This window comes from Actinacidiphila oryziradicis, from assembly GCF_005047355.1.
GTDB classification, from domain to species: Bacteria; Actinomycetota; Actinomycetes; order Streptomycetales; family Streptomycetaceae; genus Actinacidiphila; species Actinacidiphila oryziradicis.
The window spans coordinates 1-24,771 of the sequence record NZ_SUMC01000105.1; the positions used below are offsets into that span (position 1 = coordinate 1).

Genomic DNA, 24,771 nt, shown 5'->3' on the forward strand with positions numbered 1-24,771 from the left:
CCGCGAATCGGCCCTGCCGTGGCTGCTCGGCATCGCCGACCGCCTGCTGTCGAACACCAGGCGGCGGCTGCGGCGGGCCGAGGCGCTGCTACACCGGCTCGTCTCGCATGACGAGCCAGAGGGCGACCACGCGGACCGCGTCGCCGGCCTGGTCGACGACGCGCGTCGGATGTCGCAGATCCACCGGGCGCTGGCCCGGCTCCCGCGCCACGAACGCGAGGTCGTCGAGCTGTGCATGTGGTCGGGCCTGGATCAGCAGGCGGCCGCGGCGGCGCTGGGGGTGGCGGTCGGAACCGTGAAGTCCAGACTGCACCGGGCACGGCGCAGGCTGGGGGCCGACCTCGCCGGCAGACCCACGGTTCCGACGTCGTCCAGTTCGAAGAATCCCGTCACCGCGGAGGAGGTCGCACGATGAATGACACGCAGGGTATCCCCGCGCCTCCCCCCGATCGTGATCTGCCGAACCACCGGCGGATCCGAGAGGACCTACTGATGAAGATCGATCCAGAGGACCAGCATGCTTCGCTGTCGCGCAGGTGGGGACTGCCGCTGGGTGTCGCCGCCGGTGTCGCGGCGGTGAGCGTCGCGGCCGTGGCCGTCTTCGGCGGGGAGGGGGCCGCCAAGCCTGTCCTGGCTGCCAGCGGCGGAAACCCGACGAGCGCTGCCACGTCACCGAGTCCGAGCCCGACGCGGGTCTCCCCGTCGGCCGGGGCCGGCTCGGCGCCGTCCTCGGCCCGCGTGACCTCCGCCCCCGCCGCGTTCACAGTCACCAGCGCGACCACGACCCCGATCGACGCCGGGGCCGTCGCCAAGATCCTGGCCTCCTGCCTGGGATCGGACGCCTCGAAATACCACGCGGTGATCGCCGTCCGCACCCCTGTCCCCTCGCAGGACTGGGACGGCGCGGTCATCGCCGTCGACTCCGCCGACCAGTACGTGCAATGCGAGACCAAGGGCGACCGGGGCACCAGCCAGGACGTCCCGCCGACGTTCATCAACAACCGCCTGTGGGGCACCGGTCACATCGTCGAGTACTTCGACTCCATCGGCGAGCCGGCCGGCCAAGGGCGGTATCTCTCGCTCGGTGCCGGGCACTACACATCGGACGTCGCCAAGATCACCATCAGCTACGGCGACAACCCGAAGCAGTACCCGGCGGTCATGGCGGGCGGCGCATTCTTCTACACGGCGGCCTTCTCCACCGGCACGTCTGCCACCAACCACTTCTCTGCGACGTCGGCCCCGTGCGTCCATGCCTACAACGCAGCCGGCAAGGAGATCTACAACCAGAAGAAGGACGCGCAGTTCACCGGCAAGGGAGTGTCATGAATTAGGCTCTGACAAGATTTTCGTAGCCGGTGATCGAATGCGTCGAGTTCGTCTTTGTCTCTGTTCCGGGTGCAGGATGGGACGTGTATGACGTCGAGTTGGAGATCCTGCTGCCGCAGCTGGCCGCGGTGCGGATCGAGGGTGTGCAGGTCGGCACGGAGCTGATCCGGATTTTGGCGCGGACCCGGGACGGCGTCTCGGTCGCGTGTCCGGGCTGTGGCTTGTCCTCGGACTGGCTGCACAGCCGGTACGTACGACACGTCGCCGACGAGGCGGTCGGCGGCCGTCCGGTAGTGCGACGACGTCGAAGTTGGCGTGCAGCTGCCGCAGCGTTTCAGGGGTGAAGATGCGCTCGGTCTTCTGCGGTGCGGGCGGGAGGACCACCAGTGGCCTGCCGTTCTCACCGGTCGCCGTAGCGGAGTGTTGTTGATCCTGGGTGGGTGGCGTTCACAGCTTTCTTCTCGGGGGTTTCGGGGCCGCTCGGCCGTGGCCGGCAGGAGCGGGTCCGCACGGGAGAACATCGCCGACAGGAGCGCGATGCCACCGCGGTGGATCCGGATCTCGCTGTAGCGCGGCTACGTCTTCCTGGGAACGGTCACGGCCGCGTCGATCAAGATCTGGCGGTCGGTAAACCCATGACTGCCGGACCGGAGACGGCCTATTCCATGGGGCCGATCACAGAGCGGCGAATGGAGACCCGCCGCCAGCAAGAGTGACATCGAGCGTGGTGGGATGCAGGACGTGATCGCGGACTAGGTATCCGGCTCCGGCGATACCGGCCCGGGACTTGTACTTGGTGGGCACGATCCGCAACTGGCGCGTGGCCAGCGGAAGCGCGCGTTGATAGATCACCTCACGAACGCCTGCCAGCAGGTGATCGCCGGTGGTGCCGAGGATGCCGCCAAGAACGATGACGTCGGGGTTGAGCAGGCTGGTCGCATAGGCGACCATTTCGCCAAGAACCCTTCCGGCGGCCCTCAGACTGGCGACAGCCTCACTGTCTCCTCGTTTGACCAGGTCGACGACGTCCCGGGCATCATGGCTGTTGCTCTGCCGGCGGCTACGCAGGTCACGAGCGAGGGCCCAGCCGCCGATGAGGGACTCGAGGCATCCCAGATTTCCGCAACGGCATTGCGGATCGCCGAAGCCGGCGATGTGGGTATGGCCGATGTCGCCGGCTGCGCCCTGGGCACCACGGTTGATGTGGCCGCTGATGACCATTCCGCTGCCGACACCGGTGCCGGCTTTGATGTAGAGCAGGTGTGGCTGGTCGCGCCAGAATCGTCGATGTTCGGCGAGGGTGAGCAGATTGACGTCGTTGTCGATCAGGATCGGGGCCTGCCATGTCCGGCGCAGGTGCCCGCGGATGTCGTAGCCGTCCCAGCCGGACATGATCGACCAGCCGAGCACCTTGCCGGCGTCGTAGTCGACGGGGGCGGGTAGGCCCAGTCCAATGCCTGCGACCGGTTTGTCGCCGAGGCCGGCCTGGTCGATCATGTCGCGCACCGTCGTCGTGATCTTGTCGAGCAGAACGTCGGGGCCTTCTCCTAGGGCGAGTCGCTCGACGCGGTCGACGAGGATGTTGGTGTTGAGGTCGGTGACGGCGATTCGCGTCCGCTCTTCGCCGATGTCGACGCCGATCATGAGCACGGCAGAGTGGTTGAGTTGCAGCATTCGGGACGGCCGGCCTCTCGAGGGCACGTTCTCATCGCCCTCTCGGATCAGGTCGGCGGCGAACAGCGCATCAAGCCTCTGGCCGACTGTCGATCGAGACAGACCCGACACCTGGGCGAGCGCGCTTCGGGTTCGCGCTTGACCGGTGGTGATGAGCTCCAAGATCCGTCCGGGCCCCTCGTCGGCCCGCCACGGTGACGGACTGCCTGCCGTCGTACTCGTCGTCTCGGTCATCTCACTCCACTTCGGACGTCGAACTACGTCTAGTGAAGCACGCTCTTTTGTCGGTGGAAAGACAAAAGACAGATTTTTTTGCTTGACAGCCAGTGAAACATTGCGAAACATCTTCGTCATCGCCTCGCGCTACACCGCCCGTCCGGGCTGGCAGCCCTGCATCCAGGAGGAATTTCATGAAGGTCACCCGACGGGCCCACAGGCCAACACAACTTGGCGTCATAGCCTTGGCCGGAACTTGTGCCCTCGCCCTTGCGGGATGCGGCTCGAACAGCACCAGCGCCTCCGCCGGCACCAGTGGAGGCGTCACGATCGGGATTGTCGAACTGAACCTGAGCAACCCCTTCTTCGGCACCCTGGAGAATGCGACCGAGTCCGCTGCGAAGGCCAAGGGCTGGAAGGTCATGAAGGCCGAGGCCAAGGTTCCGGGTGACTCGGCGACTCAGGTGACCGCGATCGAGAACATGATCGCCAACCACGTCAAGGCCATTGTCGTGGACCCGGCCAACTCAACGGCGCTGAACGGCGTGGTGAAGCAGGCCAGGGACAAGGGCATTCTCGTGATGACGGTCAACTCGAGCCTCTCCCCGCTGAACACCGCGGATGCCACGTACGCCACCGACAACCTCGCTGCCGGGAAGCTCATCGGCCAGTGGGCCAAGGCCTCGGCTCCGAGCAATCCGCACATAGCGATGCTGGACTTCGACCTGTCCGACGGGCCGGCCAGCGGACGGCACAACGGCTTCCTCAGCGGCTACGGCATCGACGTCAAGTCCCCGCTCGTCGCAGGCACCGCACTGACCCAGGGCACCATCGACACGGGCCAGTCCGCGATGGAGAACCTGCTGTCGGCCCACCCGGACATCAACGTCGTGTACACCATCAACGAGCCCACCGCCCACGGCGCGTACACCGCGATCAAGAACAAGGGCCTGGCAGGCAAGACGGTGATGGTCTCGGTTGACGGGGCGTGTACCGGCGTCGAGGACGTGAAGAACGGTGCTATCGGTGCTACTGCCATGCAGTTCCCCAGCAAAATGGGGCAGATGGCCGTCGCCGCCGCCGCCGCATACATCAAGGACGGCACCAAGCCCAAGGCTGGGCTGACCGACTCGGGCACCGTCCTCATCACTGACAAGCCGGTCCCCGGTCTCGCGTCCCAGACTTCGGCGTGGGGCCTGGCCCACTGCTGGGGCCCGAAGTGACGGCGACGACTCCGGAGAACGCGGACGCGGCGGCCCTCGAGCTGGGGGTCGGCCGCACCGGCCTGCTCCGTACCTTCGCGACCAATCAGATCTCCGGACCGCTCGCGGCCCTGATCGTTGCGGTGGTCGTCTTCACTCTCTCGACCAGCACGTTCTTCAACTCGGACAACCTGTCTCTTATCGCCCAGCAGTCCGTCGTGATCGGCACCCTGGCGCTGGGACAGACCCTGATCATCCTGACGTCCGGTATCGACCTGGCCAACGGCGCGATCATGGTGCTCGGGTCCGTTGTCATCGGAAAGATCGCCGTTCACGGCAACCCAGCCCTGGCCCTGTTGATCGGCCTGGTGGTCTGCGTGGCGGTCGGCGCGGTCAACGGCGGGCTGGTTTCACTCCTCAAGCTGCCGCCGTTCATCGTCACCCTCGGCGTGATGTCCGTCGTCGCCGCGGCCGCTCGCCTCTACACGTCGTCGCAGACCTACCCGGTCACCTCCAGCCTCCTGACCTACCTGAACAACGGTCCGACGGTCGGCGGCGTGACGATCACCTACGGCGTCATGCTGTGGATCGGTCTCACCGCGGTACTGGGCTACGCCCTCAGCCAGACCTCGTGGGGAACGCGGGTCTACGCCCTGGGCGACAACCACAAGGCCGCGGAACTCGCCGGGATCAAGGTCAAGCGCCTGCTCCTCAGCGTGTATGTGATCGCGGCAGTCGTCTATCTCTTCGCCGCCTGGCAGGCCCTCGGTCGTACCCCGACCGCTGACCCGAGCGGATACTCGACCGCCAACCTCGACAGCATCACCGCCGTCGTGATCGGCGGCACCAGCCTGTTCGGTGGTCGCGGCGGCGTCGTCGGAACGTTTATCGGCGCGCTCATCGTGACGGTGCTTCAGAACGGTCTCACCCAGGCCGGCATCGACTCGCTCTACCAGCAGGTCGCCACCGGTGTCCTGGTGGTCATCGCCGTAGGCGTCGATCAACTGGTACGAAGGAGGCAGTCACGATGACCCGTTCCGAACCCCTTCCCAACGTGCTGGAGGCCCGCGGTCTCACCAAGCACTACGGCCACGTGGTGGCCATGGACAACACCGACTTCGATCTGCGGCCCGGCGAGATCCTTGCCGTCATCGGCGACAATGGCGCGGGCAAGTCGACCTTGATCAAGTCGCTGACCGGAGCCGTCATCCCGGACTCGGGCACCCTGCGCCTCAACGGAGACGTGGTCCAGTTCCGCAGCCCGCTCGACGCGCGCAACGCGGGCATCGAAACCGTGTACCAAGAGCTGGGCGTGGCCCCGGCGCTCGACATCTCGCAGAACCTGTACCTCGGTCGGGAACAGCGTCGCCGCGGGGTGCTCGGCACTGTGTTCCGCCAGCTGGACAAGGGAGGCATGCGACGCGGCTCGGCCAAGCAGATGGCCGACCTGGGCATTCGCATCCAGTCCATCAGGCAGAAGGTCGAAACGCTGTCCGGCGGGCAGCGGCAGGCCGTCGCGGTCGCACGCGTCGCCGCATGGGCGACCCGGGTCGTGGTCATGGACGAGCCGACCGCCGCCCTGGGCGTACGCGAGACGAACCAGGTACTCGACCTCATCCTCCGCGTTCGCGACAACGGCCTGCCGGTCGTGCTCATCAGCCACAACATGCCGAACGTCTTCCAGGTCGCCGACCGGATCCACATCCACCGCCTGGGACGCCGCATCGCCCTGGTCGAAGCGGAGAACACCACCATGGAAGAAGCCGTCGCCATCATGACCGGCGCTAAGTCGCCCGACAGGCTTGAAGGGCTCGATCCCTCTCCGGAGCAGCCGAACGACCAGGCAGCACTGACGGCGCTCCCGAAAGGCGAACAGTGAACAGCCCGGAACCGGCCATCGACGTCCAGCAGCCACCCCGGATCGATGACGTCGACTTCGACGCTCTGGCCAAGGCAGCCCAGGCGCTGATCGCTTCCGGGCAGCGACGGATTCTCGGCATCACGGGCGCGCCCGGCTCGGGAAAGTCCACTCTCGCCGAAACCATCGTGACCGCGCTCGGTGATCAGGCGGTACTCGTCGGGCTCGACGGCTTCCACCTCGCCAACTCCGAGCTGCATCGCCTTGGTCGCCATGCCCGTAAGGGAGCCGCCGACACTTTCGACGCCGCGGGATACATCAACCTCCTGCGCAGGCTGCGCGCTGGCGAGGACGAAACCGTGTACACCTCCTTCTTCGACCGAAGCCTGGAGGAGTCCATAGCCTGCGCCGTGCCCGTTCCGCGAGACGTACCCCTGATCGTCACCGAGGGCAACTACCTGCTGGTCGGCGGCCCCCACTGGGGACCGGTGCAGACGCTGCTCGACGAATGCTGGTACGTCGAACCTGGAGAGGACGTACGCCTCGACCGGCTGATCGCCCGGCACATGCGCTTCGGACGGTCGGCGGAAGAGGCGCACGAACGCTCGCACGGTTCGGACCAGCGCAATGCCGAACTCATCCACGGAACGCGCTCCAGAGCCGACCGGATCGTCAGGGTGCCCACATTGAGGTCATCGCCGAAGCCAACCGAGGAGCAAACCGCGTGAGCGTCCTGGACCAGTTCCGTCTGAACGGCAAGGTCGCCGTCGTCACCGGAGGAAACCGCGGCATCGGCAAGGCCATCGCGGTCGCGCTGGCCGAGGCCGGCGCATCGGTCGCGATCGCCAGCCGGGACGAGGCGCGCAACGGCGAGGCCGTCGCCGAACTGACCGGCCTCGGTGCCACCGCGATCTCGACGAAGACCGACGTCACCAGTCGCGCAGACATCGTCGCCATGCGCGATCAGGTCACCGCACAACTCGGCCCGATCGACATCCTGGTCAACAACGCCGGCATCGGCATCCACGGCGAGTCCCTCACCATCGACGACGACAGTTGGGACCGGGTCATGGCCACCAACCTCGACGCGGTGTGGAAGGTCAGCCAGGTGGTCGGCGAGTCCATGGTCGAGCGTGGCACCGGTTCGATCGTCAACGTCGGCTCCATGTCCGGCATGATCATCAACCGTCCGCAATGGCACGCCCCCTACGGCGTCTCAAAGGCCGGAGTCCACCACCTCACCCGGTCCCTCGCTGCCGAATGGGCGCCCAAGTCAGTGCGGGTCAACGCCATCGCCCCGGGCTACACCAAAACCGAGATCTCCGACATCGACCTCCCCGAGTACAAGCACTACTGGATCGACGAAGTGCCGATGCAGCGCTACGCCCAGGCGTCCGAGATCGCACCGGCCGCCCTCTACCTGGCCAGCCCGGCGTCGTCCTTCGTCACCGGCGAGATTCTGGTCATCGACGGTGGCTACACCCTGTGGTGAGCCGGAACCGGTCCGGAGCCCGCGCCAACCGAAACGCGAGTGGGTGACGAGACCAGTCCCCCTCCCTGCGAACACCGCTCACATTTCCACACCCCAACCTGCACCTTGCCTGACACCATGAGGAACCTCTCGGCGCCGTGCGGATCGCGCGGTCGTGGCTCGGCCGGAGGTTCTTGACTGCCTCGTCCAGAACATACCTTGTTCTGGACGAGGCAGTCAAGAATGGGTATCGTGAGGCCATGGCACGACCCCGAAGCTTCGATGAAGGCGAGGTCCTGCGCGCCGCCAGGGACCAGTTCTGGTCGGCCGGTTACGCGGCGGCGAGGGTGGACGGCATTGTCACGGCCACCGGTCTGGGCAAGGGCGGCCTCTACGGTGCCTTCGGCGACCGGCATCGGCGGAGAACAGGAACGCGACGGCGCCCGCGATGTCCGTTGACTTCCATGGTCCGCCGCCAGACCGCGAAGTCCGCGTCCAGCAAGTGCGTATCGCGGCCTATGTTCTGTGGTGACACGTCGGCGCCGCAGTTGAACAGGCCGTGCACCGTGCCCCACTCGCTGACGGCCCGGTCGATCAACGCGTCCACGGAGGCGTCGTCGGCGAGGTCGAACTCGACCCCGATCGCGGTTCCGCCGGCGTCATTGATCGTTCCGGCTGTTCTCTTGGTACCGGCGGAGTTGACGTCGCCGACGACGATCCCCGCGCCTTCGTGTGCCAGCCGGATCGCCGTGGCGGCGCCGATTCCCGCGCCGCCTCCGCAGACGACGATGGTGTGGTCTGTGAGTTCCCGCATCGCGCTCGTCCGTTTGACCAGGTGACCGGGAGGGTGTCCAGGCCGCTGACGACCAAGCCGGTGCGCCGCTCCGGCGCCGCTACCGGGATGGCCAGGTCGAGACCTGGCATCTTGTCGAGGCCCGAGGCATCCTCACCGTTCCTCAGCACTGAGCAGGAGTGAGTCCTGGCTCGGTGCGCGCATCCCGAACGGTTTTGGATGCGCTGGTCGCCCGCATTCGCGTACCCGGTGGCGGCACCCGTCGTGCGGGTGGTCCGGTGTGAGGTGGCGTCGCCTTCACCGGGACGGTGCGGGGCGCTCCGGCGTCGGACGCCGCCGCGGTGGACCCACGGTCCACGCTCCGGGCGGCGCGGAGGCGATGGCCGGAGCGGTGGCGCACGCGCTCCGCGTCATCGGCTGGTAGACCGCGCTCCCGCGAGCCTTGCCCACACCACGTTGCCCCCGGTGAAGACGGACCGCGCGGCGCCCCACCGCTCGGCCATGTGCTGGACGAGTAAAAGGCCGCGCCCGCCTTCGTCATCCGGACTCGGACTGCAGGGGATCAGGCTGCGCGCGGTGGTGTCGTGGTCGTGCACTTCCAGATGGATCAGGTTGTCGGCGGTGAGCCCGAGGCAGCAGAGGAACTGTGCGCTGGGGGTGTGGCGTATCGCGTTGGTGGCCAGCTCGGACAGCACGAGGACCGCGTCCTCGCGGCTTTCCTCGGGCAGCCCCCATGTGCGCAGCCACTCACCCGCCGCGGAGCGGGCGGCACCGACGCTGGCCCATCTGGCCGGGAGCTCGAGCGAGTGGACTCTGTCCCGGGCGGCGTCGCCCAGGAGTTGGGGGGAGGGACAGGACGTGGTAAGGGGCACAGTTTCGCCTTCCGCCGGCGGACGGGCCTGCTGGGCGTGGGGAATCCAGATGGGGCGGGCAGCCAGTGACCGGTCCGGTCGCGGAGCGTGCCAAGCCCCGAGGGGCGCTGCGTGGTGACGGAGGCTATGAGCGTGGCCGGTGGGGTCGATCACGTTGACACTATGCTAGCTGCTGTCTTCAAGCCGCAACCAACTCTCTGATAATTTCAAGCCGTTGGTGTCTGCCTGTCGCCATCAGTCAGTTCTCTAATGGTTCGTGTTCGTGCTGGTGAAGGTCACTCAGGAGGTACGTCGTGAGCGAAGCCCGTCCCGTCGGCGGCGGCACCAGCGCTCCCACCGTGCTCCGCATCATCCTCGGCAGACGGCTGAAGGACCTGCGGGAAAGCGCCGGGGTGTCACTGGAGGGTGCGGCGAAGGCACTGCGCGTGAACTCCCTGACGATCCGGCGGATGGAGAAGGCCGAGGTCGGCCTCAAGATCCCCTACGTTGAGAAGCTCCTGCAAACCTACGGGGCCGACAAGCAGGAGACCGACGAGTTCATCGACCTGGCCGAACAGGCCAATCGGCCCGGTTGGTGGCACAGATACCGCGATGTGCTTCCGGGATGGTTCACCGCCTACGTGAGCCTGGAGAGCGACGCCCAGACGCTGCGCACCTATGAGCCCCACTACGTCACGGGACTGCTGCAGACGCACGCGTACGCCCGTGCCATCCTGCGCGCCGGATTCCCCAACGACAGCGACGAGGACCTCGAACGACGAGTGGACCTGCGGCTGCGCCGTCAGAGTCTGCTGGAGCGTACCGACGCACCCACCCTCTGGGTCGTGATGGAAGAGGCCGTACTGCACAGACTCATCGGCGGTGCGGCGGTGATGCGGGAGCAGATCGACCGGCTGCTTCAAGCGGCGGAGCTGCCCAACGTCACCATCGACATGGTGCCGTTCACGGCGGGCGCTCACGTGGGCGCGTTCGCGCCCTTCACTTACTTCCGGTTCGACGCTCCGGAACTGCCCGACGTCGTCTACACGGAACTCCTCTCAGGCGCTGTGTATCTCGAGCAGCGGCCCGACGTGGTCGCTCACCTCGAGGCGCACAACCGGATGTCCCTCCTGACCTCGTCAAGTGACAGCAAGGCGCTCTTGAACCGCATGCGGAAGGAGTACACGTGACTATCACCGACGGCGGTATCTACAACGGAATGCCCGCCTCCGAGCTCGGCGAGATGGGCTGGGAGCGCCCCTGGAGCGGGACCAGCGGTGGGCAGTGCGTGGAGATGAAGCGGCTGACCGACGGCCGTGTCGCGGTGCGGCAGTCGACGGATCCGGCCGGACCCGCGCTGATCTACACGCCGGAGGAGATCGGGGCCTTCGTCACGGGGGTCAAAAACGGCCTCGCCGATCACATGACGGCTCCTGAGCCATCCGGCAGCAGGACGGCAACGCCCAGGGCACAGCTCCAAGCGGCGCAAGCGGCGAGAGCAGCTCCGAGTTTCACATAGCGCAAGCAGCTTCACGTAGCACAGACAGCTCCAAGCAAGACCGACACACACCACTGGAGGAACGCGATGACCGGCTCCCACGCCGCGCGGGACATCGACACCAGCAAGCCGCACTCCGCCCGCATGTACGACTACTACCTCGGTGGCAAGGACCACTTCGACGTCGACAGGCACGCCGCCGAGCGAGTGGCGTTGGCATACCCCGGCATCTTCGTGTGTGCCAGGGAGAACCGGGCGTTCATGCACCGGGCCACCCGGGTCCTCGCCCGGGAGCACGGTATCCGGCAGTGGCTCGACATCGGCACCGGCATCCCCACCGAGCCCAACCTGCACCAGGTGGCCCAGGCCATCGTCCCCCAGGCCAGGGTCGTCTACGCCGACAACGACCCCCTCGTCCTGAAGTACGCCGAGACCCTGATGCGCAGCGCGCCCGAGGGCCGCACCACCTACATCGAGGCGGACGCCAACGAGCCCGATGCGTTGCTGAACGCCCCGGAACTGTCGGAGGTCCTGGACCTGACGCAGCCGGTGGCCCTGTCCCTCAACGCGCTCCTGCACTTCATCACCGACGCGCAGGACCCGTACGGGCTCGTCGGCCGCCTCATGGGCGCTCTGCCCTCGGGCAGCGCCCTGGCCATCAGCCACTGCACCCCCGACTTCGACCCGGCCACCTGGGCGAAGGTCACCCAGATCTACACCAGCGGCGGAACGCCTGTTCAGTTCCGGTCCAAGGATGACTTCGCGCGCTTCTTCGAAGGCCTCGACCTGCTCGAACCCGGCATATCCGTCGGCCACCGCTGGCGCCCCGAGGCCGGGGAGAACCGTCCCGAGGAGGAGATCACGGACGCCACGGTCAGCCTGTGGGCCGGGGTGGCCATCAAGCCGTAGCCGGCGGTCACAGCCGCAGCACCGGCTCCGCTGCCTGGCCTCCGCGTTTCGGTTGGGGCCGGCTGAGCTGGCTTGATGTGGTCGGTGGTGGTCGGCGGCTGCCCGGTGCCGGGAGGGCATGGCGGGGGCCCGGCGCGCTGGCCGGGTGCGCTGGCCGGGTGCGCCAGGTTCCTCGGGTTGTGGGCGGACGACGGCGGCTTCGCCGGTCAGGTGGCCGGTAGGGGCAGGGCCGCGAGGCGGGCGAACGCCGTGGTCAGGTCGTGGCGCCAGGGCCAGGTTTCGGCGATCCGCAGGTGGAGGCGACGGGCACCGCAAGTGATGCGGGCGCCGGCGTGCAGCAGCCGGTAGGGGAGTTTCTTCGGTTCGGCGGTGGCCGGTTCACCGTCCAGCAGCGGTTCGGGCCGTGGCTTGCCAGTACGATCCCATCTTCGAGAGCGCCAATGACCGACCTTGTCAGACTTTCCGGCCCGCGGCACGCCCGCGTTCCGGTGCACAGTGTGCTGCGTCGCATCTACCTGCCCCGCGCGGCGGATGCCACGGCGTCCTCCATGGCCACCTACGCGATCCCGCTGCTGGTGCTGGCCACCACAGACTCAGCGTCCCTTACTGGTATCGCGTTCGCGCTGGAGTGGGTTCCGCGGCTCTGCGCTTTCGGACTGGCCGGAGCAGCGGTCGACCGCCTCGGTGCCACCCGGGTCTTCCGGGTGGCTGCCACCGCTCGCACTGCCGTCACTGTCACAGCCGCGCTCGCTTTGGCGTCGATGGACGGCGGGGCTTCGAGGATCACGGTGATGCTCCTGGCCGCGCTCAGCGGCATCCTCGCCGAGTTCAGCTATGTAGCTGCGGAGACCGTTGGCGCCGTCGCCAGCCGCGAAGCCGGGGACGGCGCCCACCGAGCCCAGTCGGTACTCCTGGGCATCGACCAGAGCTCCGCGCTGGCCGGGCCCGCACTCGGCGGCGTCCTGCTGCAGTGGGCCGGCCCGGGCGGCATGCTCACCACCATCGGGTGCCTGTCTTTTCTCTCCGCCGTCCTCGCACCCAGGATCCGCCGCCCCCAACCCTCCGCTGCGATGCCCGTCACCGAGGGGCTGCGTGCCGGATGGTCCACGCTGCGCTCCATACCCACGCTGGCCTGGCTGGTTGCAGGGCTGACTCTCTCCAACCTCACCAGCGGCACCTTGCAGGCCGCAGCACCGGTGATCATGGTCAAGGAACTGGGGCACTCCAGTGCGTCGGTCGGCCTGCTCTGGTCCGCCGCCGCGGCAGCCTCCCTTATCGCCGTCGCTATCTGCCGGTACGCCATCGGCAAGTGGGGACTGTGGCCGGTCGGCTCTGTCTCAGCCACCGCCGCGGCCCTCGCCTGCCTCGCGGTCACCCAGGCCCACTCCTACCGCTCCTACCTACTGCTGATCTCGACCCTCATGGCCGGCGAGGCCGGCATGTCCATAGTCCTTCGCACCCTGCGATCCCGTCTGATCCCCCCTGCGGCGTTCGGCAGCACCCTGTCGCTCACGATCCTGATCCTCCTGCTCCCCTTCCCCCTCGCCGGCGCCCTGGTCGCGGTCACCCCGCCCCATGCCCTCGGCCACGTGATCACTGTCTGTGCCATACTCCAAACCGTCGGCCTGGCCATTGCGTTCAGCCGCATACGCACGGACCCGGTGTTACGAGCCCCGGAACCCCCCGTCCCGACCCCATGACCCACCCAGTCCGATCGACACCTGACACCTGCGATATCACCTGGCTGGGCGGATAGTCGCGATACGGGACGACGTGACCGTCGGCCCGACGTCACCGAGTGAAGGGACCGATGCCACCCCGGGCATCGGAAACGGAGCAGGGTCCGCCCCGGCGACAGCGACATTCTCCGTTCGAACGTCTTCCGATGTGCCGCCGCACCCGCACCATTGCAGGGCAGCTGAAAATGGCGAGGTCGGCGTCAGTCCGAGAGACCCTGCGTGGCCGCGCTCTTGGTGTCGTCCTCGCCGACCGGCTGCGTCCGGCCGCCGCCGGTCGCGGCTTCGGGCGACGGTTCGGCTCCGGGAGGCTGGTGGCGGCGCTGCAGCACGGCGAACCACACCAGCGCGGCCAGCGTCATCGCGGAAGCGATGTAGAAGTTGAGCCGCAGGCCGAGGAAGTACTGCGAGTAGTCGACCCGCAGCGATTCCTCGAAGATCCGGAAAGCGGAGTATCCGGCTACGTACAGCGCGAACAGGCCGCCCGGGGCGATGCTCCCGCGACGTCCGAGCCACACCAGCAGCCCGGCCAGCAGCAGGTCCCAGACGAGCTCGTACAGGAAGGTGGGGTGGAACGTGGCGTCCTGCAGATACCCCGGTGGACGGTACTGGGGGGCGATCTCCAGGCCCCAGGGCAGGCTGGTCGGTCCGCCGAACAGCTCCTGGTTGAAGTAGTTGCCGATCCGGCCGATTGCCGATGCGACCAGCAGGCAGGGGGCGAGCGCGTCCATCATGCCGGTGACGCCGGCGCCCGCCCGGCGCAGCCGCCACACGCAGACGGCGGTCGCCAGGGCGACGCCGCCCCAGATGCCCAGACCGCCGTCCCACACCGCCAGCGGCCCCCACCAGTGCGGCGGGATCTGCGACGGCGTGGTCAGGTCGAAGTAGAGACGTCCGCCGAGGATGCCGAACGGCACGCCCCACAGGGCGACCTCTTCCACCATGGCCGGGTCGCCCCCCACAGCACGCCAGCGGCGCCGGCCGATCAGGACCGCGAGGCTGATCCCGACGAGGTACATCAGCGCGTAGAAGTGGACGTACAACGGCCCCAGACGGAAACCGTTCACCGACGGGGACGGTATGGAAGCGAGCAGCATACAAACGAGCGTACGCGGCATGCCCGGCTGCACCGCCGCACGAGCGGAGACGGGCTGTCCGGGCGTCCGGCGCGCACTGATGACCTTTCCCCGGGGGCTGACGAGCCGGCCGCGCTTGCGGGCCGGGTGGCAGCGGTCACGTGTCCCACACCCCAGCCCGCCTGAAGCCCCCGCAGCGGGCATGACCCGACCGAGCCGGCCTCCGCCCGGCAGCGAGGAAGATCCTCAGCCTTTCGCCAGAAGCAGCAGCTCCGTACGGTGCCGTGCCACGCGGATCGGTGCGTCGCAGTGGCTGAATTTCGAGCCTGCCAACCCCCCGTCGTACAGCACCTGCACCATGTCCGCGTCACCCTCAGGATCGGCTGCCCCGGCCGCGTTCAACTCGGTCAGGAGTATCTCCCGAAGCCATGTGCGGTGCTGGGCAACGGCCTTGGATATCGGGTGCTGCGGGTCGGGGAACTCCGTTGCGGCGTTGAGGTAGAGGCAGCCGCGGTAGCCTCGACCCGGCGCGCTTGCGATGGCCAGATCGAAGAGGGCGAGGATGCGTTGGGCCGGCCCGGCCGCCTTCTGCGCGGCGGCTTGCCAGGCGGCACGGTCTGCCGCGTCCTGCTCGTTCAGGTAGGCGACCACCAGACCGTCCTTGGAGCCGAACGTCTGGTAGAGGCTGGCCCGTGCCACATTCGCCTCCGCGATGATCCGCTCGATGCCCACTGCGCGGATGCCTTCTAGCGCGAACAACCGCCGGGCCGCCCCCAGCAACCGGTCCGCCGGGGAGGAGCCAGGTTGCCGTACCTGCTCTCTGGCACCGACGGTACGCGGTCTGTCACTGTGCGGATTGCCACGGTGCGAGCGGGGCGACGGGCGCGGGGCTGGCATCGAGGGCATGGGCCAAATATACGGGTTCCGGCCGGGCTGCTTCCCGTCCGGCGAGCTCCCCCTCCCCGCCTGCTCCGGACCCCGACGGGGCTAGCAGACCGATCGATCTATCTGTTAGTCTCCGAAGCATGAGGCGAACTCTGCTAGTGCGCCGTTTGCACATCGACCTGCAAAGGGTTCACGGCGCTTCCTGTCCGGCCACCACAGATGGCTGACCTGCCCTCCGCGCGACGCGCGAAGCAGGCCCCCCTTCCCTGACGGACGCGTTCAGAGCTTTGCCACCGCTTCTCGGGACGGCCATGGCCGTCCCGACGACACCGGGCCGCCTCCTCTCCTGCCGGACCGGTTTGCCACGCCCAGGCGCAGCCCTGCGCCGGCGTCGTGCGCCCCTTTCCACATCGGCCCTTTTTCATGTGCTCACGGCACAGCCGTCGCTACTGCGAGCACGCATAACCACACCTCTGTCATTGGAGTGCCATGTCGCTGTATCTGTTCGAGATCAACCCCGAGCCGGCCGACCGGACCACCGTCGAGCGCCTGATCGCCGATGTGGGGGAGGGCGCGCGCAGCGCCGGTGGCGAGGTCGTCGAATCCCAGGTCTCCCGCACCTTTGACAAGGTGTTCGCCGTCGTCGAGGCCGGCTCGCCGGAGGAGCTCGCCGCCGCGCTCAACGGCCGCAGTCTCCCTCTCGCCTCCGCGGTGACCGGCCCGGACGAGGTCCGGCTGGTGGGCGCAGAACTGGCCGAGGTCAAGGCGGCTCGTCCGGAGGCCGGTTACCTCGTGGAGTGGGATCTGCCCGCCGGGCTGGACATGGAGGGGTACCTGGCCCGCAAGAAGGCCAACTCCCCCAAGTACGCACAGGTACCGGAGGTGGCCTTCCTGCGCACCTATGTCCGCGAGGACATGGTCAAGTGTCTGTGCTTCTACGACGCACCGGGCGAGGAATCGGTACGGCGTGCCCGCGAGGCCGTCGAAACCCCGCTGGACCGGCTGCATGCCCTGGACCAAGGAGATGACCACCAATGAGCGCCGGTCACACCGCTGCCGAGGTCCGCGGCCCGGCGCCGGGCGCGCCCGCGGTCCTTGAGCCGCTCCGCGAGGAATTCTTCCGAAACGCCGCCCAAGTGGACTGCGGCGAACGAGACACGCGCCCCGGTCTGCGCCTGCTCGGCGAACACGATGTGCTCGCCCTCGGCGCGCCCGGCAACCGTGACGGGCACCTACCCGAGGCGGTGCGACTGATCGAGGAGATTGCCGCCTCCTGTATGAGCTCGGCGTTCTCACTGTGGGCGCAGCGCATGGTCATCGAGTTCCTGGAACTCGCCGCGCACTCGGCTGCGGCGCGCGAGGTGCTGCCGGGTCTGCGCTCCGGGGAATTGGTCGGCTGCACTGCGATGGCCTCCGCGCTGCGTGACGTGTCCGGCATTGAGGAGGTGCCCGTGCGGGCCCGTCGTGTCGACGGCGGCCTGGTGCTGGACGGGCCGATCCGCTGGGCGTCCAACCTTTTCCCTGGCGCTGTGGTCGTGCTCCCCGTCCATCTTGGCGGCGAGGACCGCGCCGTGGTCTGCCTGCGGACCACCGATGCGGGGGTGCGGGTGCACGACGCCCCGACACTGATGGCACTGGGCGCCACGGCCTCCTCCGCGGTGACGCTGAGCGGAGTGCGGGTCCCGAGCGGCAACGTGCTCACCGAGGACCTGCCGGGGTTCGTCCAGCGGTTCCGGCCCACGTTCCTGCTCCTGCAGACCGCACTGTGCTCTGGGCTCGCGGGCCAGTCGCTCCGCGGCGTGACGCCCCGACTGGGGGGCCTGAACGCTGTGTTCGCCGACGATGCGGCGGCCCTGGAGGCACGGCACGCCTCGGTGCGTGGGCGTCTGCTCACTTACGCCGCTGCGCCGTCGACCGCTTCCGTCGCGGAGCTGCTGCGGCTGCGTCTCGACGGCGCCCACGTCGCGGGTGAGGCTACCCGTCTGGAGGTCACGGTGTGCGGCGGTGCGGGCTACCTGGCCGGCAGTCCGGCGAACCGGCGGCTGCGCGAGGCGGCGTTCCTCCCCGTTCAGTCACCCACGGAAGGACAACTGCGGTGGGAACTGTCGAAGTACGCGTAACCGCGGCCCGCAAGGGCTACGGGCACGGTTCAGCTGCGCGCCCGGTGCTGAAGGGCTTGGACCTGGAGGTCGAACGCGGCGAGTTCCTCGTCCTCGTCGGGCCCAGCGGCAGCGGGAAGTCCACGCTGCTGCGGGCGCTGGCCGGCCTGGAGCACCTGGATGCCGGACGGATCGAACGGCCGGCCGATGCCGGCACCGACCGCCCGGCGATCGGTGTGGTCTTCCAGCAGCCACTGCTGATGCCCTGGCTGACGGTGCGTCAGAACATCCACTTCGGTGGCCGTTACCGGTTTAACCACAAGCGTTTCGACATCGCCGCGGCCGACGCCCTCCTGGAGCGGTTCGGTCTGGCGGCCGTCGCCGACGCACGCCCGGACCAGCTCTCCGGCGGCCAGGCGCAACGGACGGCGGTGGCCCGCGCGGTGGCGGTACAGCCGCGGATGCTGCTGCTGGACGAGCCGTTCAGCGCGCTGGACCCGGCGACCCGCAACGCGTTGCAGGACTGGCTGCGAGATCTGGTGGCGCAGCTGGGTCTGACCGTGGTCCTGGTCACGCACGACGTCGACGAGGCTCTGTACCTCGGTGACCGCATCGCGCTCCTGGACGGCTCCGGTCAGGTGGCCGCCGAGTGGGCCAACACCCCGCCGAGAGAGCGGGCCGATCTGGCAGACCTGCCGACCCGCGCCGAGCTGCTGGCCCGCTACGCCACCGATGTCCCCCGGCGCTCCAACCTCCCACAGGAGACGCGTTGATGGCCGGCCCGTTCGGAGCGGACCCGACGCGGCGCGGGATGCTGCGCGGTGGAGCCGTGCTGGGCGGCGGCGCCCTGGCGATGGCGGCCGGGCTCGGCGGTATCGCGGACCTCGCGGGGCGCGCACAACTCGGTCGACCGCCGGGCGGCAGTGCGCTGCGGGTCGGCTACCTGCCCATCACCGACGCCACCCCGCTGCTGATCGCGCACGCCCAGGGGCTGTTCGAGCGTGAGGGGGTGACCGTGGAACGGCCGGTGCTCTTCCGTAGTTGGGCCGCGCTGGCCGAAGCGTTTACTTCCGGGCAGGTGGACATGGTGCATCTGCTTATGCCGTTGGCCGTGCAGCTGCGTTTCCAGCTCCGCGCCGCCGTCCGCGTCGTGGCATGGAACCACACCAACGGCTCGGCCCTGACCGTGGCCCCCGCCACGCGCGGCATCGAGGAGCTCGCGGGGACACAGGTGGCCATCCCGCACTGGTGGTCCATACACAACGTGGTCCTCCAGACGTTGCTGCGTCAGGCGGGCTTGCGACCGGTCGTGCGCCGCTCGCCCTCACGCGCCGCCGGGACGGTGGAACTGGTGGTGCTCAGCCCGGCGGACATGCTGCCCGCGCTCCAGGCAGGCACGATCGGCGGCTACATCGTGGCCGACCCGTTCAACGCCGCAGCAGAAGCCAAGGGGGTCGGCCACATTCAGCGTTTCGTGGGCGATGTATGGAGGCAGCACGCCTGCTGTGCCGTCCTGCTCCATCAGGACCTTCTCGACTCCCGGCCGCAGCAGGCCCAGCAACTGCTCCAGGCCCTGACACGCGCTCAGCTTTACGCCCGGGCGAACCGCCCGCAGGCGGCACAGCTGCTGTCGGGCGGCCATTATCTGCCGCAGCCGGTGAAAGCGATCACCAAGGCGCTGACCTACCCGCAGGCTCCGTACGAACAACGTGGCGCGCTGCACCACCCGCAATGGCAGGGGCAGCGGATCGATTTCCAGCCCTTCCCCTTCCCCAGCTACACCGAGCGGCTCGTCACCGCGATGCGCGGCACGCTGGTCGACGGCGACACCACCTTCCTCGACACCCTCGACCCCGCCGCGGTGCACCGCGAACTGGTCGACGACCGCTTCGTTCGGCGGGCGCTCGACCGCCTCGGCGGCCCGCAGGTGTTCGGCCTGCCCGGCCCACTGACCCGTACCGAAGAGGTGAGCCCCGCATGAGCGGCGTCCTGACCGACCGACCCACTGACCTGGACTCAAGCTCCGATCCGGTTTCGGGGCCCGGCTTCCGGCACCGGAGGTGGATTGCGCTATGGCCGCCGTTGGCGACCACCGCGGTGGCAGTGGTGGTGTGGTGGCTGCTGACCTCCGTGGCCGGCGGGAACAGCCAGCTGCTGTCAGCGTTCGCCCCCCAGCGCGCCATCCCCGCGATCGGCGAGCTTGCCACCCGCGGGGTGCTGCTACCGGACGTCGGTACCAGCCTGTGGCGGCTGCTGGTGGGAATCCTGATCGCCGCGGTGGTAGGTGTGCCGCTGGGTCTGGGCATTGGGCTGTCGCAGACAGCCGAACGGGCGACACGGCCGCTCTTCCAGTTCCTGCGCATGGTCTCACCGCTGTCGTGGGCGCCGGTGGCCGTGGGGCTGTTCGGCATCGGCGACGAGCCGGTCATCTTCCTCGTCGCTGCGGCGGCCGTCTGGCCGATCGTGTTGAACACAGCCGCAGGGGTACACGCGGTCGACCCCGGCCACATCCTGGTCGCCCGCTCGCTGGGCGCCCGGCGCGGCGAGATCCTGGGCAGCGTGGTGCTCCCGTCGGCTCGCGGACACCTCCTGACCGGGCTGCGGCTCGCCCTGGGCATCGCATGGGTGGTGCTTGTCCCCGCCGAGATGCTGGGTGTGACCTCAGGGTTGGGCTACGAGATCCTCAACGCGCGTGACCAACTCGCCTACGACCAGCTCATGGCCGTCATCCTGGTGATCGGATCACTCGGCTACGCACTCGACGCCCTGGCACGGAGGGCACTGAGGCGGCGACTACCTTGAGCGTGGCCCCGGCATCGGCTGTGATGCCCGCCGAGAGCGCTGTCTCGACGATGGCGCAAGCGGACCGTCCAATCCCGTGCCCGGACTCCAATCGGTGCTGCCCAGGCGCAGGTTGAGTCCGCCCCTCACCGTCGGCGACCTCGACTTCCCGCACGCGGCCCAGGTCGCACGCATCGTGCGTAGTCAACAAGCCTGTTCGAGCAGTTCACTCCCGGTCACGACCGGGGCAGTTCACACGGCAGTTCGCGGATCTTCCGGCTGGCCTAACCCGATCCGTTCCACGTGGCGCTGGCCGTACGGGCGCTGCCGCTGTGGCGGAGGCTGGAGGAGGAGACCGGGCGGCGGCTGCTGGAGCTGACCGGCGCCGTCGACCACGGGCCGGCCGAGGCGACAAGGGCACTGCACGATGCGCTGGCCGCGGCCGGGCGGCCGTCGGAATTCCTCACCCCGGCGCAGGTGGCCGAGCGGTGGCCGGGGCTGCGGGCCGACACCAGCGCCCTGTTCCACCCGGAGGCGGGACGGCTGCACGCCGACGACGCGGTCACCGCCTTCCAACAGCCGGCACGGCGGCATGGCGCCCGCATCCGGCACGGGGTCAAGGTCACTGGCTCCTGACGAGAACTTGGCCTGCTCCGGGCACCGGCAGCGGAGTTTGGACGACGGCGAAGTGCTCAGGCGCGGGCAGCCCGTCAGGGACGACGGAGAGTCGGACCTCGCGGGCGGTACGGGGCAGAATTGTGGTCATGCCCGGGCTCCTGGGCAGGTCGGTGGCGGCGACCAGACGCGTCCGACGTGGGCGTTCGGTGACGCCAACCGCTGCCCCGCGCGTCAGGGTCAAGCCGGTTCTGGTCGGCATCCCGGAAGGGCACACCGCCCGATTCCATGCGGACCTGTGGTGTGGCGATGCCGGCACGGGCCGGGCGTCGCTCGGAGGTAACCCTGGGCGACTGAGATGCGCGCGGCCGAGTGCTCGCGCCGGCTGGCTCCTTGCGGCGCCCGTGGGCTGACCGTTCAGTCTCAGGGCGGTCTGGTCCGCGCTGACTCGCCGTTGCCCGGGTTGGGGCGGGGCCCGCGCGGGCCGGGTGGCCTCAGGCCGTTCCGGGCCGGGGGCCGTCCGTTTCCTCGTCGCCGAGGACGTACAGCCCCGGGCGCCGGCGACGGATACGTGGATGCCCAGCCCCCCTCGACGACCACGAAGATCACCGGTCCCGTAGTGCTCAACGCCGGGTCCGACGCCACCGGGGTCAGCACCAACTCCACCGCCCTGTACGGCCTGGCCGCCATCCAGGACCTCGCCCTGGTCGGCGACCGGCTGCCCGACGGGTGACAGCGGCTGGCACGGCGCGGCGGATTCAGCGGGTGAGTTCGCGTACGAGCGCGGCGACCTGACCGGTTTCGATGAGGAAACCGTCGTGTCCGTACGAGGAGTCGATCACCCGCAGCCGGTCTGCCCCGGGGATGCCGGCCGCCAGCTCTGCCTGCTGCGAAAGCGGGTAGAGGCGGTCGGAGTCGACTCCGGCCACCAGGGTCCGGGCGGTCACCCGGCGCAGCGCGGCCTTCGTGCCGCCGCGGTCCCGGCCGACGTCGTGGCTGTTCATGGCCTCGGTCAGTACGGTGTAGCTGCCCGCGTCGAAGCGGCGTACGAGCTTGGCGGCGTGGTGGTCGAGGTAGGACTCCACCTGGTACCGGCCGCCGTGCCAGGGGTTTTCGGCGCCTTGCGGGGCCCGGCCGAACCGGGTCTGGAGTTCTGGTTCGCTGCGGTAGGTCACATGGGCCAGCCGCCGGGCCAGGCCCAGTCCGGCGTGCGGGCCGCGTCCGGGCGCGGCGTCGTGGTAGTCGCCGCCGTGCCAGTGCGGGTCGGAGCGGATGGCGTGCAGTTGGATGTTGGCCCAGGCGATCTGTTCGGCGCTGGCGGCGGCGGGGCTGGCGAGCAGCAGGAGCGCTTCGGTGCGTTCGGGGTGGGACACGGCCCATTCCAGGGCGCGCATCCCGCCCATCGAACCGCCGATCACCAGCGCCCAGCGGCCGATTCTGAGCGCGTCCGCCAAGTCGGTCTCGGCCGCCACCTGGTCACGCTGTGTCAGATGGGGGAAGGCTCCGCCCCAGCGTCGCCCGTCCGGCCGGAGGGAGGAGGGGCCGGTGCTGCCCTGGCAGCCGCCCATCACATTCGGTGCGACGACGAACCAGCGGTCGGTGTCCAGCGCCCGGCCCGGTCCGATCAGCCCCTCCCACCAGCCCGGGGTGGGGTGGCCGGGCCCGGCCGGGCCGGTGACATGGCTGTCGCCGGTGAGGGCGTGCAGCACGAGCACCGCGTTGGAGCGGTCGGGGGTGAGCCGCCCCCAGGTCTCGTACGCCAGCCGCACGCCCGGGAGTTCGCCGCCTGCCTCCAACGACAGCGGCTTCTCCCGTACGTGCCACTGGCGGCGGCCGGGAGGGTCCCCCTCCTGCCAGGCCCCGGAGGCCGGCGGGAGGGGGACCTCGGTGGCCGGTACGGTGTTCAGGACGCGCCCTTGGCCGCGCGGAAGCCTGCCTCCAGGTCCGCCTTGAGGTCGGCGAGGTTCTCGATGCCGACCGACAGCCGCACCAGGCCGGGGGAGGTGCCGGTGGCCGCCAACTGCTCCTCGTCGAGCTGGCTGTGGGTGGTGGACGCGGGGTGGATGATCAGGCTGCGTACGTCGCCGATGTTGGCGAGGTGGCTGAAGAGTTCGACGGCGTCCACGAAGCGCTTGCCCGCCTCCACGCCGTCGCGCAGTTCGAAGGCCAGGACGGCGCCGGCGCCGCGTGGCAGGTAACGCTGGCCGGCCTCGTACCACCGGTTGGACGGCAGTCCCGGGTAGTGGACGGCGGCGACCTCGTCGCGCTGCTCCAGCCATTCGGCGAGCGCCTGGGCGTTGGCGGAGTGCCGCTCGATGCGCAGGCTGAGCGTCTCCACGCCTTGCAGCAGCAGGAACGCGGAGTGCGGGGCGATGGCGGGGCCGAGGTCGCGCAGCAGCTGTACACGCAGCTTGATGGCGAAGGCGCCCGGGCCGAGGGCCGGCCAGTAGCGCAGGCCGTGGTAGCTGGGGTCGGGTTCGCTGAAGTCGGGGAAGCGGTCGGCGTTGGCGCCGAAGTCGAAGGTGCCGCCGTCGACCACGACGCCGCCGATGGTGGTGCCGTGCCCGCCGATGAACTTCGTCGCCGAGTGGACCACGATGTCCGCACCGTGCTCGACCGGCCGCAGCAGATACGGGGTCGGCACCGTGTTGTCCACGATCAGCGGCACGCCCGCCTCGTGCGCGGCGTCCGCGACCGCCCGTACGTCCAGGACGTTGCCGCGCGGATTGCCCAAAGTCTCGGCGAACAGGGCCTTGGTGTTCGGCCGGATCGCTGCCCGCCAGGCGTCGAAGTCGTCCGGGTCGTCGACGAAGGACACCTCGATGCCGAACTTGGGCAGGGTGTGCCGGAACAGGTTGTAGGTGCCGCCGTACAGGGAAGTGCTGGAGACGATGTGGTCTCCGGCGGACGCCAGGGTCAGGATGGCCAGGGTCTCCGCGGCCTGTCCGGAGGACAGCGCCACCGCCGCGACGCCGCCTTCCAGCGCGGCGATGCGCTGCTCGAAGACGTCCTGGGTGGGGTTGTGGATACGGGTGTAGATGTTCCCCGGTTCGGCGAGCGAGAACAGGTCGGCGGCGTGCTGGGTGTCGCGGAAGACGAACGAGGTGGTCTGGTAGATCGGGACCGCCCGCGCCCCGGTGGTCGGGTCCGGCGCGGCACCGGAGTGGATCTGTTTGGTCTCGAACGACCACGCCGACGTGTCAGGACCGGCGGGGGCCTCCTGCGGGGTGTGGCCCGCGGTGACGGAGTCGAGGGGCTGGCTCATGGTTCTCCCTTGGTACGGGTGTACGGCGTACGGGTGCGGGCGTGCCGAAGGCATGACGGGTCGGCCGTCGATGCCCGAGAGAGCGGCGGGGACGGCAGAGAACGCGCCGAGGGCACGGGGAAAGCGGGATGATCAGCGGCCGGAGACGGCCGCAGGCCGCCGGAAGCGCGGCGTCAGCGCACGGCGCAACAGCCCGTACTGGTGACACGCACGTAGTCCACGTGGCGGCGGGTCACAAGCAGGGTCATAACGCAAGGGAACCACAACGACGCGGTCCGCACCAGCGGATCACGCGGGTCGTGTTGGGCAGAACGCCTCTGGAGGTAACCGTTGCTTCGAGTCTCAGCGACTCTCAGCATTCCGGGCGTTTCCGCCCGGAAGGTTCGTGACGGTGTCACCAGAGCGCGAGTTGCTCGCGCATGGTGTCCTGTCGACGATCTCTCGTTTCCGTCCCCTGGCGGGGTGTTGCGCCAGCCGCCCGCGTGCCTGTCCCCTTGCGGGTTCGGGCGGTGC

At 69.0% G+C, this 24,771-nt stretch carries 25 protein-coding genes and 4 pseudogenes; 20 read left to right on the top strand and 9 right to left on the bottom strand.

Features of this window, described 5'->3' with window-relative positions; translation table 11 throughout:
* The 3 genes from FCI23_RS45585 to FCI23_RS45595 form a co-directional block, all read left to right on the top strand.
* A partial coding sequence (locus FCI23_RS45585; protein WP_136729924.1) for an RNA polymerase sigma factor occupies positions 1 to 415 on the top strand: 415 nt, incomplete at its 5' end.
* 77 nt (positions 416 to 492) lie between these two features.
* Entirely contained in the window at positions 493 to 1,329 is an 837-nt protein-coding gene (locus FCI23_RS45590; protein ID WP_169317265.1) for a hypothetical protein, read from the top strand.
* An 83-nt stretch (positions 1,330 to 1,412) separates the two neighbouring features.
* Positions 1,413 to 1,673: a hypothetical protein gene (locus FCI23_RS45595; protein ID WP_136729926.1), complete on the top strand. Its 261-nt coding sequence runs from the start codon at positions 1,413 to 1,415 to the stop codon at positions 1,671 to 1,673.
* Between the two features lie 331 nt (positions 1,674 to 2,004).
* Here the strand turns inward: FCI23_RS45595 and FCI23_RS45600 are convergent, their stop codons facing one another.
* Positions 2,005 to 3,165, bottom strand: coding sequence for an ROK family transcriptional regulator (locus tag FCI23_RS45600; RefSeq protein WP_169317266.1), 1,161 nt, complete (start codon positions 3,163 to 3,165; stop codon positions 2,005 to 2,007).
* A 248-nt stretch (positions 3,166 to 3,413) separates the two neighbouring features.
* On the opposite strand from FCI23_RS45600, the gene FCI23_RS45605 reads away from it, so the two are divergent.
* The 6 genes and pseudogenes from FCI23_RS45605 to FCI23_RS45630 all read left to right on the top strand — a co-directional run.
* Positions 3,414 to 4,442, top strand: coding sequence for a substrate-binding domain-containing protein (locus FCI23_RS45605; protein WP_136729928.1), 1,029 nt, complete (start codon positions 3,414 to 3,416; stop codon positions 4,440 to 4,442).
* Positions 4,439 to 5,452, top strand: coding sequence for an ABC transporter permease (locus FCI23_RS45610; RefSeq protein WP_211265754.1), 1,014 nt, complete (start codon positions 4,439 to 4,441; stop codon positions 5,450 to 5,452). Before FCI23_RS45605 ends, FCI23_RS45610 begins: the two co-directional genes overlap by 4 nt.
* A complete protein-coding gene (locus FCI23_RS45615) occupies positions 5,449 to 6,300 on the top strand; it encodes an ATP-binding cassette domain-containing protein (RefSeq protein WP_136729929.1) in 852 nt (283 codons plus the stop codon). The genes FCI23_RS45610 and FCI23_RS45615 overlap by 4 nt, the downstream gene beginning before the upstream one ends.
* Positions 6,297 to 7,007 carry a nucleoside/nucleotide kinase family protein gene (locus tag FCI23_RS45620; protein WP_407646129.1) on the top strand — a complete coding sequence of 237 codons (711 nt, stop codon included), beginning with the start codon at positions 6,297 to 6,299 and terminating at the stop codon, positions 7,005 to 7,007. The genes FCI23_RS45615 and FCI23_RS45620 overlap by 4 nt, the downstream gene beginning before the upstream one ends.
* Positions 7,004 to 7,771, top strand: a complete 768-nt coding sequence (locus tag FCI23_RS45625; protein WP_136729930.1) for an SDR family NAD(P)-dependent oxidoreductase — start codon at positions 7,004 to 7,006, stop codon at positions 7,769 to 7,771. The genes FCI23_RS45620 and FCI23_RS45625 overlap by 4 nt, the downstream gene beginning before the upstream one ends.
* A 239-nt stretch (positions 7,772 to 8,010) precedes the next feature.
* A pseudogene (locus tag FCI23_RS45630) lies at positions 8,011 to 8,163 on the top strand (TetR family transcriptional regulator); the annotation flags it as partial.
* On the opposite strand, the gene FCI23_RS45635 reads toward FCI23_RS45630, so the two are convergent.
* On the bottom strand, positions 8,142 to 8,564 hold the full coding sequence (locus FCI23_RS45635) for an SDR family NAD(P)-dependent oxidoreductase (RefSeq protein WP_136729931.1): 423 nt from the start codon (positions 8,562 to 8,564) through the stop codon (positions 8,142 to 8,144). The pseudogene FCI23_RS45630 and the gene FCI23_RS45635 overlap by 22 nt on opposite strands.
* 389 nt (positions 8,565 to 8,953) lie before the next feature.
* The gene (locus tag FCI23_RS45640; RefSeq protein ID WP_211265755.1) at positions 8,954 to 9,415 is read right to left on the bottom strand and encodes an ATP-binding protein; all 462 of its coding nucleotides are present in this window, start codon (positions 9,413 to 9,415) and stop codon (positions 8,954 to 8,956) included.
* Between the two features lie 293 nt (positions 9,416 to 9,708).
* Here FCI23_RS45640 and FCI23_RS45645 point away from each other — a divergent pair, with 293 nt between their 5' ends.
* The 3 genes and pseudogenes from FCI23_RS45645 (at position 9,709) to FCI23_RS45655 (ending at position 11,801) form a co-directional block, all read left to right on the top strand.
* Positions 9,709 to 10,584: a helix-turn-helix domain-containing protein gene (locus FCI23_RS45645; RefSeq protein ID WP_136729932.1), complete on the top strand. Its 876-nt coding sequence runs from the start codon at positions 9,709 to 9,711 to the stop codon at positions 10,582 to 10,584.
* Positions 10,581 to 10,826: pseudogene (locus tag FCI23_RS45650) on the top strand (DUF397 domain-containing protein); the annotation flags it as partial. The gene FCI23_RS45645 and the pseudogene FCI23_RS45650, both read left to right, overlap by 4 nt.
* Before the next feature lie 153 nt (positions 10,827 to 10,979).
* Entirely contained in the window at positions 10,980 to 11,801 is an 822-nt protein-coding gene (locus FCI23_RS45655; protein ID WP_136729934.1) for an SAM-dependent methyltransferase, read from the top strand.
* 206 nt (positions 11,802 to 12,007) lie between these two features.
* Here the strand turns inward: FCI23_RS45655 and FCI23_RS45660 are convergent.
* Positions 12,008 to 12,193: pseudogene (locus FCI23_RS45660) on the bottom strand (IS1380 family transposase); the annotation flags it as partial.
* A gap of 48 nt (positions 12,194 to 12,241) precedes the next feature.
* On the opposite strand from FCI23_RS45660, the gene FCI23_RS45665 reads away from it, so the two are divergent.
* The gene (locus FCI23_RS45665) at positions 12,242 to 13,501 is read left to right on the top strand and encodes an MFS transporter (RefSeq protein WP_136729935.1); all 1,260 of its coding nucleotides are present in this window, start codon (positions 12,242 to 12,244) and stop codon (positions 13,499 to 13,501) included.
* A gap of 239 nt (positions 13,502 to 13,740) precedes the next feature.
* On the opposite strand, the gene lgt is transcribed toward FCI23_RS45665, so the two are convergent.
* Both lgt and FCI23_RS45675 read right to left on the bottom strand, forming a co-directional pair.
* Complete coding sequence (lgt, locus tag FCI23_RS45670) at positions 13,741 to 14,634, bottom strand: prolipoprotein diacylglyceryl transferase (RefSeq protein WP_169317267.1); 894 nt, start codon at positions 14,632 to 14,634, stop codon at positions 13,741 to 13,743.
* 225 nt (positions 14,635 to 14,859) lie between these two features.
* Positions 14,860 to 15,519: a TetR/AcrR family transcriptional regulator gene (locus FCI23_RS45675; RefSeq protein ID WP_246144695.1), complete on the bottom strand. Its 660-nt coding sequence runs from the start codon at positions 15,517 to 15,519 to the stop codon at positions 14,860 to 14,862.
* A 468-nt stretch (positions 15,520 to 15,987) separates the two neighbouring features.
* On the opposite strand from FCI23_RS45675, the gene FCI23_RS45680 reads away from it, so the two are divergent.
* The 6 genes from FCI23_RS45680 to FCI23_RS45705 all read left to right on the top strand — a co-directional run bounded on the left by FCI23_RS45680 (position 15,988) and on the right by FCI23_RS45705 (position 21,014).
* Positions 15,988 to 16,536, top strand: a complete 549-nt coding sequence (locus FCI23_RS45680; protein ID WP_136729937.1) for a DUF4242 domain-containing protein — start codon at positions 15,988 to 15,990, stop codon at positions 16,534 to 16,536.
* Positions 16,533 to 17,618, top strand: coding sequence for an acyl-CoA dehydrogenase family protein (locus tag FCI23_RS45685; RefSeq protein WP_136729938.1), 1,086 nt, complete (start codon positions 16,533 to 16,535; stop codon positions 17,616 to 17,618). The genes FCI23_RS45680 and FCI23_RS45685 overlap by 4 nt, the downstream gene beginning before the upstream one ends.
* The gene (locus tag FCI23_RS45690; RefSeq protein WP_136729939.1) at positions 17,594 to 18,370 is read left to right on the top strand and encodes an ABC transporter ATP-binding protein; all 777 of its coding nucleotides are present in this window, start codon (positions 17,594 to 17,596) and stop codon (positions 18,368 to 18,370) included. Before FCI23_RS45685 ends, FCI23_RS45690 begins: the two co-directional genes overlap by 25 nt.
* Complete coding sequence (locus FCI23_RS45695) at positions 18,370 to 19,578, top strand: ABC transporter substrate-binding protein (RefSeq protein WP_136729940.1); 1,209 nt, start codon at positions 18,370 to 18,372, stop codon at positions 19,576 to 19,578. The genes FCI23_RS45690 and FCI23_RS45695 overlap by 1 nt, the downstream gene beginning before the upstream one ends.
* 101 nt (positions 19,579 to 19,679) lie before the next feature.
* On the top strand, positions 19,680 to 20,399 hold the full coding sequence (locus FCI23_RS45700) for an ABC transporter permease (RefSeq protein WP_211265756.1): 720 nt from the start codon (positions 19,680 to 19,682) through the stop codon (positions 20,397 to 20,399).
* Between the two features lie 282 nt (positions 20,400 to 20,681).
* Complete coding sequence (locus tag FCI23_RS45705; RefSeq protein WP_246144696.1) at positions 20,682 to 21,014, top strand: FAD-dependent oxidoreductase; 333 nt, start codon at positions 20,682 to 20,684, stop codon at positions 21,012 to 21,014.
* Here the strand turns inward: FCI23_RS45705 and FCI23_RS45710 are convergent.
* A complete protein-coding gene (locus tag FCI23_RS45710) occupies positions 21,001 to 21,144 on the bottom strand; it encodes a hypothetical protein (protein WP_211265757.1) in 144 nt (47 codons plus the stop codon). The genes FCI23_RS45705 and FCI23_RS45710 overlap by 14 nt on opposite strands.
* A gap of 411 nt (positions 21,145 to 21,555) precedes the next feature.
* Here FCI23_RS45710 and FCI23_RS57430 point away from each other — a divergent pair.
* Positions 21,556 to 21,726 (top strand): annotated as a pseudogene (locus tag FCI23_RS57430) (exo-rhamnogalacturonan lyase family protein); the annotation flags it as partial.
* A 25-nt stretch (positions 21,727 to 21,751) separates the two neighbouring features.
* On the opposite strand, the gene metX reads toward FCI23_RS57430, so the two are convergent.
* Entirely contained in the window at positions 21,752 to 22,900 is a 1,149-nt protein-coding gene (gene metX / locus FCI23_RS45720; protein WP_136729948.1) for a homoserine O-acetyltransferase MetX, read from the bottom strand.
* Entirely contained in the window at positions 22,897 to 24,258 is a 1,362-nt protein-coding gene (locus tag FCI23_RS45725) for a bifunctional o-acetylhomoserine/o-acetylserine sulfhydrylase (RefSeq protein ID WP_136729943.1), read from the bottom strand. The genes metX and FCI23_RS45725 overlap by 4 nt, the downstream gene beginning before the upstream one ends.
* Positions 24,259 to 24,771: the final 513 nt, after the last annotated feature.